This window comes from Mucilaginibacter pankratovii (assembly GCF_014773265.1).
GTDB classification, from domain to species: Bacteria; Bacteroidota; Bacteroidia; order Sphingobacteriales; family Sphingobacteriaceae; genus Mucilaginibacter; species Mucilaginibacter pankratovii.
Window position 1 is genome coordinate 171,887 of the sequence record NZ_JACWMY010000001.1, and the last position, 14,326, is coordinate 186,212.

Genomic DNA, 14,326 nt, shown 5'->3' on the forward strand with positions numbered 1-14,326 from the left:
TATTGGGGATTGAGATCAGGTTTTAGGCAACCCTGCAAAAATGATGTAATGTACATACACGTTCCTGGGCCGGGTTTCTTTCCCCCCAAAATTGTCGCTGTCTTTATTCTCCCAATTGGTAGGTGCCGAAAAGTGGTCATTTGTGCGTGGAAAGTGTATATTTTCTTTCGTAGTCATCATATGTACCGAATGCCGGTGCTCTTTGATTTCGTCGCCCTGGCGGCTGAAAACTAATGGGCCATCGTTGCCGCCCGCATTTTGAGCTATTCTTGTTTTAGAATCAATGTCATCGGCCTGGCTCACCCCTCTCAAGAATTGCCCTCGCAAATCGGGCAGGTAAAATTCGTCGGCACCGGCAATTCCACATGATTGTGTTATCAGATCATACAATTCTTTGTACTTCTGTTTAGATACCTTGCCGCCTGTACAAGGCAGCCAGCCTTGATTTTCGAGGTTAGATACGGCACTTTGAGGACCGCCGTAGGGTATTATAGTGCCTACAGGCAGCAGGTTTATGGTTGCTGTTACCGAGGCAGTGGTTGCTTTTAGTGTTTCTTCCATCATCTCTCTTTTATTCTTTTATCAATGCATCTTCGGGTTTCTTTTTTGACATAGCCAATGCTTCCAGTTTATAGGTAGTTTCGGCATGTGTTGGGTTTACCGTGCAGGTAGTTACGCCCTCCGGTACAGGCAGCTTATGTACATCGGTTTGCCCGGCATAATGCTCGGTTATCTGGAAACGGGTAGTGTTTTTTAAAACCCAATCGAGTTTAAAACTGACCTTTTTGCCGGGTTCCAGCGGTAAGGCCGTGATGTTGAAAGATTCAACCCGGGGGCCGGCTATGCGTATGTTATGCGATTCCCTTACACTAACCACGCCATTAAATTCGGCCTGGGCATGGATGGTTGTAGCACGTTTTATCGGCCCTATCTCCACGCCGGCTCCCGTTTTTGGGTAATTGGCCAATAGCGGAACCTCCTTATCGTCGCATGTTAATATCACATGTTCAGCATATTCGGTATCCCAGTTGAGTAATACCTTGGCTCCCTCATCTACCAAGTTAGAAACCAGTGTGAAGGTTTTTAATGTAGGCGGCAGTACACCCACCGTTAATTGCGTTTGCAAACGGATTCCCCTGGCCGTGCCCTCCAGCGTATAATGCACTGTTTTTTCGGGATACCTGATAATGCTGCCGTCTTTTGTATCGGTATGTGTCCATGGGGAGATAGACTCAGAGAGGGTAAACCTGGTAATTGCCTTGCCGGTGTAATCTAAGGTTACCGGCTGTTTAGCCCAAACAGTAGGCGTTATAGTTGTAAGCGCTATCCTGGCCTCTTCATCAATTATTTTATTTATGGTTACCGTTAGGGTTGCCAGCGGCGTATTCCCTGTTGGCGGGTATACGGTTACCGTTACCTCCGCGTTACCCGCCAGGTGGCTTAGCGTAATTACACTTAATGTAAAACCTACGCTTTTGCTGGGTTCTAAAGGGTAAGCACCGTCGGGTGCTTTTCCTTTAAAACGGCCCGGGACAGAGCTAACCGGCTCAAGTACCCAGCCACGTGTACCGGCCGAAGGCACAATGTTACCCTCAGTGTTGTCTACCACCAAATCGGTTGCTGCATCTCCGCATGGCAGGCTTATAAATATGTTCCCTATCTCAATTTCCGCACCCTGATTATTTACCGCAATATCAATTTCTCCTATTACTATCTGCCCAGCCTTATTGGTTATTTTCACCTCTGCCGTGCCGCTGGCCGTTAGCTGACTATCCGTGCCCTTTATTTCATCTGTACTCATATTGATTATTTTAGGTTGTGTTTTTATTTAAAGCGCAGTAATATTTATCGTTTGCCCGCGCGTTCCAAGCTTACCATCGCTAAGGGTTAGTGTAATATCTATTGTTTTGGTGACCGTGTAATCCATGGATGCCTGGTTTGTTGGTACATCCACCGCACTTTCCGATCCAAATTTCAATTGAGCGGTTGCGCCGCCCTGCGATGACCAGCTTAGTTTGATAGTGCTGCCCGCCTTTATCCTGTAAGGCGTTTTTTCGTTAAGCACTTCAAAAGATAATATTAGCAAATCGCCGCCAAGTACACCGGTTAGCCTTAGCCTGCCCTCCACAATGGTTTGAGGGTGGCCGGTAAACTGCGGCACCGCATTGGCGGGCACCAGGGTTGATACCTCGTTCCAATTTGGCTGGCCGTCTTTTAAGCCGGGTTCCAGCCAGCTCCAGCTTTGCCCCACTCCTGCCGGCAATGGCATCCACCATTGCTTTTTATCAACTATTATTGGGCCTGCTTTAAACTCTATCAGCATATCATCCAACACCTTGCCTACATACACCTCGGGCAGTTCGGTTTTTAATACCGGCAATATGCCCGTACTGCAATGGATAGCGCCGCGCGGGTCAAGCAACATGGTAAGATAAACCGGTTCCCCATCGGCTTTTAATTCGCTAAAGGTGTTTGTTACATAGGGCGGGTTGGCAACATCCTTTACCTGGCCGTTGTGTACCGAGTTAAATACTTTATAGTCGTTATTTGCAAAGTAGCCCATTACACCATCCTGCCCCAGGTCGAGGCTTCCTATCTGCACGGGGAATTTGTACCTTTTTACGCCGCCATCATTATTAAGCCCCGTTTGCATCCAGGCCAGGTTGGTGCCCGGCTTGCCATACAGTTCCAGGTCTATGGATGCGCGAACCACCGCTATAGGCCTGCCAACCAAAATAGAAAGGCTTTGGTTATTACGTTCGCCCATGGGGTCTACGGCCCAAAGGGTTTCGTCTATAACCTGCATAAAGTTTTTAAGCGCCTTCCCACTTTCGGGGGTACCCTGGTCGCCCGAAGCCACGCCCAATAAACCCAGCACAAATTTTTGCAAATGTTTATTATCAATATCCGCGGTATGGCAACCTTTTATAGGTGCAGGTATCCATTGTGCATGCTGGCGGCCTGTAGCGCCCATAGGCATAATTTCGCCCAGCAGCTTCCCTGCTTTATCATAAGCCATTACGCTATGGTTAAGGTGGTTGGGTAGCAACCAGCCGCAAACCGGGGTGGTATCTGCCGATTGACTGCTTAACACAGCATCGTTTACAGCCGATAAGAAGTTTAAATTTAGCCTTGCTCCCTGTACCAGGCGCGGCGGCAGCTGAAAGTATGGCGGCAAATTCGAGCTGATCTGGTATTTATCGGGCCGTACGCCAATGGCGGGTATGGGTTTTATGCCATGCGAAGATTTTTCGCTGCCGGGGGTAAGATCGCACACCTGGCCAAAATCATCCACTATCCAAAGCTTTTTTAACGTTACAAACCCGGCCCGCAGCGGGAAGAAGTTTGTGGGGTAGCCATCAAGCACCCAGCCGTGTGCCTCGTTGCCTACACCATCGGCGTATTCTTTTTCCAATGGCTGGCGCCCAAACTGCTCTATATCCCACTGCATCATTTGCATGCTAAACCCGGTAAGCGTTTGCGATAATACATCCCAGTTACGGGCGTTTTGCAAAATATCGTTAAGCGGTACAAATGTAGAGGGAATATTGCCCTGAAACTCATCAAGAAACTCCCTGAGGCGCGCCTGCATGGTGATGGCCTCTTTAGGTGTTAACAGCGATCGACCCTGGAACTGCAGATCGTTTGGCTTTGGCTCGGGCAGGGGCACGTCCTGTTTCCATTTAAAATCGTTACCATCAAACTGCCATTTGCTAAGCGTTTCGTCAACCACAGGGATAAAGCCTACTCTCCACTCCAGGTAAAGTGGTGTCCAGGGTTGAGTCCATGCCCAAACAGCAATTTTTGAGGGTATGCGGAAATAAGGGTCGTTAGGGTTAAAACCGGCAAGTTCTTCCAGCGAGCGTTGGTCTATAGGCGTTTTGGGGCCTTTGTTCCAAATAAGGGTTTGCTGGCTTTTAATACGCTTTATAAAATATTCGGACGGCTGTACCGGTACTACCGCTTTTGCTATTGCCGCTGCAAAGCCTGGGTTAAGCAGGTAAGCCTCATCCATCAGGTAATAAACCTCTGATGGTACGTTGGTGTTGGCCGGCAATTTGGCAAACACATCCTTTGCGTATACAATTTTACTTTCGCCACCCAGGTTTAGCTTTACCTCGATACAAGTTATAAACTGGCCGCTGAAACGGGTGAACAGAAAATCGTCGTATTCGCTGTAGATAATGTCTTCGCCGCGTTTAAAACTGCGTTTGGCATTATTTATCAGCACTACGGGGTCGCCTGGCTTATAAAAATCATTTGCCGGTTTGTCTTTCAGGGTAAATTCTTTCCCCAGTTTTGCATTCAGCGCTATTCTTGCATCCTCAATGGCCCTTTTTGCGGCAGGCATTGTATCCATCAAATCCTTAACGGCCTTTGCAGATTTCCTAAGCACTTCATCTACATTGCAATCTTTGGGCAAAGGAGGCGGCATTTGCGAATGGGAGTAGATATTTGCTTTTAACCAGTCGGCATACAGCTGCCGTTGCAGTGTTACCAGCTCACGGCTTTTTTCGTCGTAAACGTATTGCAGGTTGTTTAGCGCGGCCAGCTCCAATGCCCTATCATTGGGCAATTGTGCCAAGCTATCTTTGTTGCCATCTTCCGGATTCAGTTCGCCTGCTTTTGGCGGCGCTTGTGCCACCCATATAAAACCGCCCGGCATTTTGCCAAACCAGGATTCGCGTATAACGTTATCCAACTCCGGCGTATCGTAAACCCCGCCGGGCTGTATCAGCATTTTATGGCTGAAAGCCTCCAGCATTTTTTCTACCTGGATATCGTTTTCGTTAAACGTTGCGCCAACAATTTTTTTATTGTAGTTGATCTGCCATTGCATAAAGGCCGAAATGCAGTCGGTAGCAGAGTTACCTGCCGCCACATAAGGCACCCACCCTGTTGCGGTATCAATTTTTGGCACAACGTTTTTTGATAATACATTAAGGCCGGGCCATTTAACATCAAAAACCAACCCATGGCAAAGCGTTTGCGATGCATATTTACCTTTATCACCTTCAAAAGGCGTTATCTTTTGCTCTGCAAGGTATTTTTGGCCGGCCTCGGCAGCCATTTTAAGATCGTAATCGCCTTCGCCGGCTTGTGTGCCTGCTGCCCATTGCAGGCGGTTCATGGTTTCTATCCAGGTTTTACGGTTCGTCCATGGCTTGCTTGTTTTTGGTGCAGGGTACAATATATCGTACTCGCTGTTTGAAAACCAGCCTGTCACCATATAGCTCAGGTTGAGCGCATCGGGATCCAGGATCTTATCTGTAAAACTGTACACAAACATGTTATTGCCCGAGTAAGCTGTAAATAAGGGGTCGGAGTTACCTATTGCGGTCAGTATCAACTCTTCACCCTCTTTTTCTTCGTTATAATCCGCCAGGTCGTAAGCGTGGCCTATGTATTTTATCTCGGGTTGGCCGTTATTATTTTTGATGAATTGCGGGTGCACCTTTTTTCCGGGCTTTTCGGCATTGTACAACTCATCGCTCTTTACTATCCAGCTTTGGCGTTCTACGCCTGGGTCGGCGCTAAAACGGGTTATCATCCAACGGTTGGGCAGGTATGGGTATTCGGCCTTGCCCTGTGCGTTTATGGTTCCCTTGGTCATACCATCGGGTAATGACCAATTAATGTATATACCCGGGTCGGGCTCTTTGCCTTTAAGAACCGGCGTAAACAATGGCGTGCTTAAAGGTTCAAAGTCTCTGTACTTGTCCTTTAAGTTTAAAGCGTGTATCGAGTAAGGGGTGGTATCCCTTTTCCGGGTAATTACCAGCGCATCTATCGTAATCGGGACTAAAAGCCTTGGCCCTGCCCATGGTGATTTATTGCTCATATAACCTGTATTATAATTGTGGGTTGGGGTTAGTATAATTTGCTTCTTCGGGGTTGCTTATTATTTGCATAGCAAAAGCAGAGGGACTTATAGGTTTTACCGGTGCAGGGTAAACCTTAGCGTCTTCCAGGTTTTTCTGTACGGCAGCTTTTAATGCATCTATGTTTAAAACATATTTTTTTTCTGCAACAGCAGCACTATCATCGGGCCGTAGCAATTGGGCGGTGGTAATGGTGCCCTCTACCGGTTTGCCATCCTTCATTACCTGGTCGCCGGTTTCTACGCCGTCAATATGCCTTAGCTTTATTTTGTAAAGGCTATCGGCTTTATTATAGATAAAGCCAAACCGCAAGCCCTGTGCCGGCTGCTGTATTTTTACAGATACAGGTACCGCCGGAAAAATGACCAAAAGCAGCCCATCGGCCAGGGTTTCGTAACGCAGCGGTATTTGCTGCTGGCTTTGCCCGGCTGCATAAGTTGGGATAATTTTTAGGCCCGGGAAGGCGCTTACAATTTCCGACCGAAGAAGCATACCGGCTACCAACGTCCATGGTTCGGGGTCCGGCGCATTCGCGGCTTTTTCTATTCCCAATAATTTGGCGCGCTTTTTATTGGCGTTAACCAAAGCACGGTGGCGTATGTTTTCGGCCAATACAGCTGTAATTTTCTCCTCCAGCGTGGTATTTGTGCCGATGCTGAGCGCACCATCTATCAGCGCGCAGATCCAGCTTGGGTCGATATAAAAAAATCGGAGCGCGTTTTGAGGCAGCAGGCGCTCATCGCCAATTAAGTTCTGAAACGGTATATCGCCCAGCAGCGCTAAACGGCCAAGCCAGTTATTAATGGTTTCGGTTGGAGCGGCAACATCGTTTAGCAAAGCCTGCGCGGCGTTGTGCTGCAGCATATCTTTTATTTGTGTTAGCCCTGTATCCTTATTCATGGTGTAGTTATTATTAAGGTGGAGGTATTAGGTTTATTGCAGATCGGTAGCTGTGTACATTTTCAGGGCAGCTTCCAGTTTATCGCTTATAAGCACATGCGGATCGATACCGTTCTCCAACGCGCTGATCATCTCACCCTTGCTCAACAGGCCGGGCATCGCATCCAAATGCTGATCGAGGCCTGTTGGGTCGAGCGTGCTGATGGCGGGTCCGTTCTCGTTATCTATACCCAGTATATGTTTACCAAGCTGATTACCCAGGTAGTTCATAAATACGTACTTACCTGCCTGGTCGTCCATCAGGTCATCGCGCATTTGGTGCCAGTTTAGCCCATCCAGCAGAGCGGTTAAACCCAGGTTGTCTGCCGTACCCAGCAGCTGCTTTCTCCTCTTTTGCTTATCGCTTACCATGCGGTTTAGCACCTGTAACTTTTGCAGCGATGCTTTTTTCCACTGCCATATGGCTATGGCGGCTGGGCGGTTACCCAGCGTAAGCATACGGCCAAGTTCCCAGGCCACAGCGTAACTATAGTCGAAGATCCCGGTGTCGGCATTGTAGATCATCGCCTTATCGGCGGTTGTTACATTAGTTCCGTAGCCTTCGTTATCAATTTCGGGCACCAGCCTGTCTATAACCACCGGTACTACCGGCGTAAAGGGGCCGCGGTACCAGGCAAAGCTTTTTTCGCCCGTGCGGGCATCATAGTTTAGTGCTATGTAGCCATTATCGTATTTCTTTTTTACCTCCGTTTGGGCGGGTGTATACTTGCTTTTGTCCTTATCCCAGGTTGCAGGAGGATTAAACGGTAGCTTCAGGGTGTCCACGCTCATGGTTTCGATGAGCTCCGTAAAATTCACGCCGTCTTCTTTGCTGTTGAATTTCCAGCTGTAAAGACTTACCAGGCGCAGCTTTTTGGTATCGGCAATTGGACCCGGGAGTGTATCGCCCGGCAGATAGCCCGCCCAGCCTTCTAACGAAACTACGTGCGCTATGTACAATTCCTCGGTTTTGGGGTTTGCCAGGCGGTTAGCCAGCAGGGTAGCATAGCTCAGCGAGCCGGTTTCGCCATCCGCAGCCAGGCCACCGTTCTCTGTTTTGCGGATATGCGCTAAAAACGGAAGCTCGCTGGTACGCGGGGCCAGTTGTTTAAACGTTCCGTATAAAACATCGATGGTGTTGGCGCGCAGAGGCGTATTGACGCTGGTTTCTATGGGGTCTAACTCTATATCGGGGCCAATAGTGTTGTTGGCATTGTATTTTCTCACCTCGGTGACCACATCGCGAATGGTGGACAGCGTTGGACTTGCATCCGCATCGGCAGGCTTGGTATATTCAATTTCGGAGGCACGAAAGATCATTAGCGCCAGCCATGGTGCATCGCCGACGCTGCCGCCAATTTTGCGGCTCCAGGGCAAATGTTCCTGCTTAAATACGATGAAGGGCAGGCTGGTGCGGAAATAAGTATTACTTTCCGGCGTAGGGAATTGTGCCTGCACGCTGTTTGGCGGTAAAGCAAAGCGAGGTGCCTGCACAACAAATTGCCGGTTTTTGGCGTAGTTGCCCTTTATATCGTGCGATACATCTAAAATATCATGCTTAACTTCTATCTGGTAGGTGCCGGCCGCAAGTTTTGGTCTGCTCTCGTCCAAAAAACGCATCTGGGGTTTTAATTCGTTCAGGTTGCTCATTGCTTTAAAAATTTAGTGGGTTTTTTAGGCCGACAGATAATTTATTTTTTGCGTTGCCCGCGTTAAGCCCGGCATCGTGCGTTTTAAGTTTAGTGCTTAGCTCAGCGGTCCAGCCTTCCAAAGTTTTTTGGGATCCGGCCACGCCTGCAAGTTCCAAGCCACTTGCCGATTTGGCTTCCACCCAAATGCTGAAGTGACTGTCGCCCGCAACATCCGGAACGGTAAAGGCTGTCCACAGTTCCTCGCCGTTCATGCCAGACATCTCCGGTACCAGAGCCAACGCCGTTTTGCTGCCTTCGTTATTAGTGTATATCAGCTTCACAGGGCTGTCTAATTCCGGCGCGCCGGCAACCTTGTCGGCCTCAGGCCTCATTAAAACAAACACCTGTTTTATTCCGGTTAAAAAGCGGGTCTCTATCCAGCCGGGCTGCTCATCCTCCAACTGGTTTATATTATTCATTACCAGTGCGCGGCCATTTACCAGCCCTGTATCGTACTGAAATTGCTTATATCCAACACTGTGCGGGCGCTTAGGCCTTATCAGGCATGCTTTCCCCATCAGGTATTTGGTATTTACCAGCACCAGGCACGATTCTTCGTGCCAGCCGGCAAGTGCCGCGCTTGCCGAAGTCAAACCCTGCAGGCACATTTGGCTGGCGCGTGCAGGTATAGTTTCGGTACTCACGCCGGTTGTGGTTAATATCTTATCGGTTATCACCTGCAGGTTATCGTCAAACAGTATCATCCGCACCGGGAATGCGCCCGCGTGGCGAAGGTTCTCGTCGCCCGATGTGTTATCCAGCTGCCATACCTGCAGCATGCCGGGGTTCATATTAAAGGCGTTTAACGAATTATTAACACGGTATCTGCTTTTTGATAGCTCTGTATTATAGATCCCTCCCCTTAGCACCACCCCGGTTTGGCCGGTTTTGCCAAAGCCATACTTAATAATAGTGGCTTTTAGCTGGTGCCCTTCGGCTAATACGGCATCGCGCCTTAGAGTTGTACGGGCGGCAGCTACCAGTCGCTCTGGCATATGCAATGGCTGCGCCTGTGCATTCGCATCGGCCAGCATCGGCGAATCCTGGAAGATATTTTCGGGAGCCTGCGCCATTACCGACATATCGGCGTTAACGCTGGCTTGAGAGTTCAGATCGCGCAGGGCGGTAAATATGCCGTCGCGGGTGGTTTTGGCGGTAGTACTAATACTGCTTTTTATCTTATCGAGCGAACCTGCCCATTTTAATGGGATATGGCTTGCCTTGGCAGTTGCACTAAGCGTGTACACTGGTTTCGGGATCTTAGAAAACTTCAGTTTCTCCGCATCAAATTCGCGCGGACCATTTGCTTCGGCTACAGGCGGCGCTACGGCACCAAGCCCTTTTGTAACTCCGCCGATAAGTTTCGCGGCGGGTTTTTCTTTATTATCCTTAACGGTGCCGTACAAGGCTTCGGGAACGTTTTGTTTGTTGGTATCTATCTTCCAGTCTACCAGGCTATACGGGGCAAACCCTGCGGAACCTTTTTTAGTAAGCCCTAAAGTAAAATTAGAAGAGTTGCCAAGGAAAATGATGCTGCCAATTGGCCGTGCGCCAAAGGCCCCGCCAAACCGTGGCTCAGGCGCGTCGCCCTCACCCTTGGGGCCATTGGCAAAGGTTATTTTAGAAACCCCAAATACCGACATCGCATTGAAATCGAAGGTACCCGGGTCTACCACCCAGATCTCTTCGCCCCCTATCGTCAGCTTTTCTTTTAGCCCGGCGTTGGTGTTGATGGTGATAATTTCGCGTGTCTTGCCTGGCAGCGGATCTGCATTCGGGCTTAATAACGGCTTCTCGCTATTTTCCCCGGTGAGGAAGTAGTCGTAGAATTTCTGCCAGGTGACCGCGGTTTCGGCAGGGATATTTGGCACGCCGAAATTAACGGTGAAGGAGATGATCCAAAGGCGCACTTCTGCCTGGCCGCCAAACTCGGGGCCCCACATCTGCACATCAACCCCAAGCTCCAGCGTAATGGTTTTGTGGATAAACGCGATGTTGACACGATAGGATACGCCAATACTGATGGCGATACCGATATCGTAACGGAACGGTTTCCAGGAGATTAGGAAATCGGCAACGGCCTTAAACCAGGCATCCAGGTCCCCTTCGTGATAGGTAAGGGCCAGCTTCCCCCCCGCCATTACGCAGGATGGGGTAAGCGCGAAATACGCTTCGCCGCTGAAGTTGACGCTGGAGGAAACCTTCCAGTCGAAAGCCAGCCGCGGTACCGTTGGGTAATGCGGGTGAGCTGTTTTATCAAAGTTTTTGTTATAGCCCCCTAAGGTTACCACAAAGTCGTCGGCGTGCTCGCCTTTAAACCAGCTGTAATAAGCAAAGCCCCCGGTGATCTTACACTTCGGGTCGATAACAAAGGAATTATTGGTCAACTGCGCTTCAACCGCAAGGATCCCTTCTTCGGGCTCGAAGGTGGCTTTTAAAGCCATCTGGGCGTTTACATAAGGTTTTAGCTTTGAGTTGGCGTAGGTTTTTGGCAGCTGTAGGGTGCTGAGCCCCAAAACATCCACCTCGAATTTTTTACCGAACTGCAGTATCAGCAGTGCAAATGAGTTAAGTATTTCAAACGATGTGAATTTCACCCCCGCTGCAAACCAGTATTGCCCCAATTCTACTGGGATGACTTTAGACATGCTCTGAAGGATCTCATCGTTCTTCTTACCTTCAAACAGTTTAGGATTTACTGCCGCCTTTACAAACGGGAAGTTCTGTACATCGTTAATGGCCGGCAAAATAACCTTACGGTTGTAGCCAAAACCGGCTGCCAGCGCAGTAACAAAAAACACAGGCGGGCCACCTAAGGCGGCATTTAGCACACCAAAAATAAATAAGGATGGGTTACCCTCTACGCTGCCGAACGAACCCAATGCAGTAATTCCCCAGCTGGCTGCCTGTATGGCCACCGCGCCGTTATATTGCGGCTGCTCGTCTTCATCATCGGGATCTTCCTTATACTTCAGGAACCCGCCTGCCATGCTTACTGCACCACTGGTAAAAGTGAGGTCGAAGCCCTCGAGTCCGAGCGAAAACGTACCGGGATCGCCCGGAGATTCTACCGGGACACCAACAGTAAGTTTATCCAGATCTAATTTTAACGCGTTGAGGTTTAAGCCGCCGCTTAGCTGGAATAAAAGCGCTTTGTCTTCATCGCTCCAGCCAATGCCAACATCTTTAAGCGCTACCGGCCCAAAGGATTTGTTAAGCGGGATGCTCACAATGTTTTGCGGCTCGCCGTCCTCATCAAATAATTGCAGGTAAAAATTGGCTTGGTAGGCTGCAAGTAAAGAGAACGCCGGGTTAACCGCCGGTTTTTTATCACCTTCTTCTTTATCTTCCGCAGGTGCGTCGCCCGATGCAAGCAGCGTTTGTGCTACCCCCTCGCCTTCCGTAGATGGCCCGAGCGGCAGAGAAACGTTATTTAACGCCGCCGCAACACCCCATTGATTTTTATCGTTGTCGTCTTTTTGCAGGCTGGAGAAATAGCCGCGTAACTGCGCCTGTTGCAGGCTATAACCTTTTATATCAAACAAAGGCTCCTCATCGTTTTTTGCAATATCAAGGCCAACACTAACCGCCTCAAATTGCGGATCGAAGGATACACCGAAACCGCTCTCATCTTTTTTCAATAAATAAAAGTTGAGGCCCATGGGTGAAGGCGCTTCGCCACCGGCAGCTTCTATCCAATCGGTTTCATCTGCAGTAAAACTGCCTATCTGCAGCTTTACCTCAGGGCTGCTTTTCACCACAACGTCGGCAACCTGTACGTTTACGCCATACCGGCCCTCGTTCATTATCAGCGACATCTTCCAGGAGGGATCGCCTTCCTCTTCGGCCTTTTGTTCTACTACGGCAAACTCGTTTGTGCCATTTAAAAACTCTTCAATAGCAGCCTCGATGGTATTAGCGACATAGGTTATCAGCTCTTTCCCTAAAACATCGGGCATGATGATCTTCCCGATTTTAAAGTGGTCGCCTTCCGGCTCAAGCCAGCCAAGAGATTTGAATAAACCGCTCCAGGTGATATCGATATCGATAGGCTTTTTTGCCTTATCATCTTTAGGGATGATGCGTTTGGCCAGGAAATTATTAACCGCATCCATCTCCAGCAGGTTATTGATGAGCGCTACGATATCAATATCCAGCATGGCCCCGGCACCCAAGCTTACCCCATTTTTCTTAAGATCGAACTTTACTTCGGGTTTCTTGTCTTCTTTTGAGAAATCGAATACTACCCAAAATATTAACTGTGTATAGGGGAATTTATCCGAGAACTTGCCGCCATACTTAAATTTAAAGCCTATTTCTACGGGGCCATTTAAATCGGGCGCGAATAACGGCTCGACACCAGGGGCGTTAGGCATCTGGAATATCGGCGTAAAAACAAAGGGATCGAATGTGGTTTTACCATCCTGAAATTTGCATTGTTTATGCAAACCTATACCCAGTAAGGCCAGCGGGTCCATAGTTTTTTGCACGAGGTAGAAACCGGATGGTTTTACTCCTCCCTTATCATCGGACACGGTAACGGGGAACCAGTTCTCCTGAAAGATGCTACCGTCCTCATCTATGGGGTTTGTTGCCTTGGTAAGGACAGATTGGGCTACGGGTTTTAGGTTAGGCCAGTTAAAACCGTGTTTAAGGCCGTCTTTAGGGCTCGAAAACCAGTTTTTATCAATATCGGGATTGGTTCGGTTGCCTGTTAGCAAACCAATTAATAGCCCAAGGTCTTTAACCTCGGTACCTATTTTTGTTAGGTCGGGTGTACTCATAATTGTAATAAGATGATGAACTTAGATGGAGATCAGAATACCTATATTAGAGTAACAGCCCGGTTTAAAAGCTGTTACAGAAGCTTCCTTTGCAGATCGGCACCCCAGCGATAGCTGATGCTAACCTCGTGAGTGGCGTTATTATAGCCACCCAGGTTTGATGATGATGTGCCAAACTGGTAACTGTAGCCAACTTTAAAGCTGTTGGCGTTTACCGATATTATCCCGGCCACTTGCTTATTGGTGCGATAGTTCACGCCAAGCCCTAATTGCTCTTTTAAATAGATAGTGCCAGAGAAATCTGCTATTACAGGCGAACCCTGAAGGTACGAAACCAGCGACGCGGGCTTAAATTGTACGTCGTCGTTCAGTTTTATTAATGCGCCGCCGCAGAAATAATAATGGCTGCGCAGGTAATTGGCCTGCTGCACCGATGCAGTGCCCAGGTTACGAAAACTGAGCTCGGGTACCGAAACGCCTACGTAGTAATTATCGCTATAGAACATTACACCAAAGCCTATGTTGGGCTTGGTTTCGCGCACGTCCTGGCTAAACACCGGGTCGTTCGGGTCCAGCGTGGAGTAGTTGGCGAGATAGCTCCTTATCCCCGCGTTAATGGATACAGATAAATACGCCGAATTGGCCAGTTGTATAGATTTGGCAAAGAAGCCGTTAACCTCGGTTTGGTTCTCTACCGCAAACTTATCGTTAACTAAAAACAACCCCGCAGCAGCACCCAAAGATTCTAAAGGGAAGCTGGCGCTCATCAATAAACTGGTAGGCGCGCCTTCCAGCCCAATAAACTGCCTTCTGCCCAGTATATTTACGTTCCCTGCCTTATCCAGCAGCGAATAGGCCGGGTTTACAGGCGTAAGATTATCTGCGTACTGGTTGTAGCTAAAGGTATTTTGCTGGGCAAGTGCCCTGCCGCTTGTTAAAAGCAGCAGGGTTATGCCTAATAGTTTTATACCATTTGTAACAGCATTGGCTGTTGTTTTTAGTTGTTTAGTTAGCATTGCGTTAGCTCTTG

7 protein-coding genes are annotated in these 14,326 nt (G+C 48.7%); all 7 read right to left on the bottom strand.

Annotation, left to right across the window (positions count from 1 at the left end; translation table 11 throughout):
• Positions 1-15: 15 nt before the first annotated feature.
• Positions 16-564, bottom strand: a complete 549-nt coding sequence (locus IDJ77_RS00745) for a phage tail protein (RefSeq protein WP_191187011.1) — start codon at positions 562-564, stop codon at positions 16-18.
• Positions 565-571: 7 nt separating this feature from the next.
• Entirely contained in the window at positions 572-1,801 is a 1,230-nt protein-coding gene (locus IDJ77_RS00750) for a hypothetical protein (protein WP_191187012.1), read from the bottom strand.
• A gap of 27 nt (positions 1,802-1,828) precedes the next feature.
• Complete coding sequence (locus IDJ77_RS00755) at positions 1,829-5,842, bottom strand: hypothetical protein (protein ID WP_191187013.1); 4,014 nt, start codon at positions 5,840-5,842, stop codon at positions 1,829-1,831.
• Between the two features lie 10 nt (positions 5,843-5,852).
• Entirely contained in the window at positions 5,853-6,782 is a 930-nt protein-coding gene (locus IDJ77_RS00760) for a hypothetical protein (protein WP_191187014.1), read from the bottom strand.
• Between the two features lie 33 nt (positions 6,783-6,815).
• Positions 6,816-8,471, bottom strand: coding sequence for a hypothetical protein (locus IDJ77_RS00765; RefSeq protein WP_191187015.1), 1,656 nt, complete (start codon positions 8,469-8,471; stop codon positions 6,816-6,818).
• Between the two features lie 4 nt (positions 8,472-8,475).
• Positions 8,476-13,296, bottom strand: coding sequence for a DUF6603 domain-containing protein (locus IDJ77_RS00770; protein ID WP_191187016.1), 4,821 nt, complete (start codon positions 13,294-13,296; stop codon positions 8,476-8,478).
• 74 nt (positions 13,297-13,370) lie between these two features.
• The gene (locus IDJ77_RS00775) at positions 13,371-14,312 is read right to left on the bottom strand and encodes a PorP/SprF family type IX secretion system membrane protein (protein ID WP_191187017.1); all 942 of its coding nucleotides are present in this window, start codon (positions 14,310-14,312) and stop codon (positions 13,371-13,373) included.
• Positions 14,313-14,326: the final 14 nt, after the last annotated feature.

Coding starts and splice junctions, on each gene's coding strand:
- IDJ77_RS00745 (WP_191187011.1), bottom strand. CDS start 564: ATGATGGAAGAAACACTAAAAGCAACCACTGCCTCGGTAACAGCAACC.
- IDJ77_RS00750 (WP_191187012.1), bottom strand. CDS start 1,801: ATGAGTACAGATGAAATAAAGGGCACGGATAGTCAGCTAACGGCCAGC.
- IDJ77_RS00755 (WP_191187013.1), bottom strand. CDS start 5,842: ATGAGCAATAAATCACCATGGGCAGGGCCAAGGCTTTTAGTCCCGATT.
- IDJ77_RS00760 (WP_191187014.1), bottom strand. CDS start 6,782: ATGAATAAGGATACAGGGCTAACACAAATAAAAGATATGCTGCAGCAC.
- IDJ77_RS00765 (WP_191187015.1), bottom strand. CDS start 8,471: ATGAGCAACCTGAACGAATTAAAACCCCAGATGCGTTTTTTGGACGAG.
- IDJ77_RS00770 (WP_191187016.1), bottom strand. CDS start 13,296: ATGAGTACACCCGACCTAACAAAAATAGGTACCGAGGTTAAAGACCTT.
- IDJ77_RS00775 (WP_191187017.1), bottom strand. CDS start 14,312: ATGCTAACTAAACAACTAAAAACAACAGCCAATGCTGTTACAAATGGT.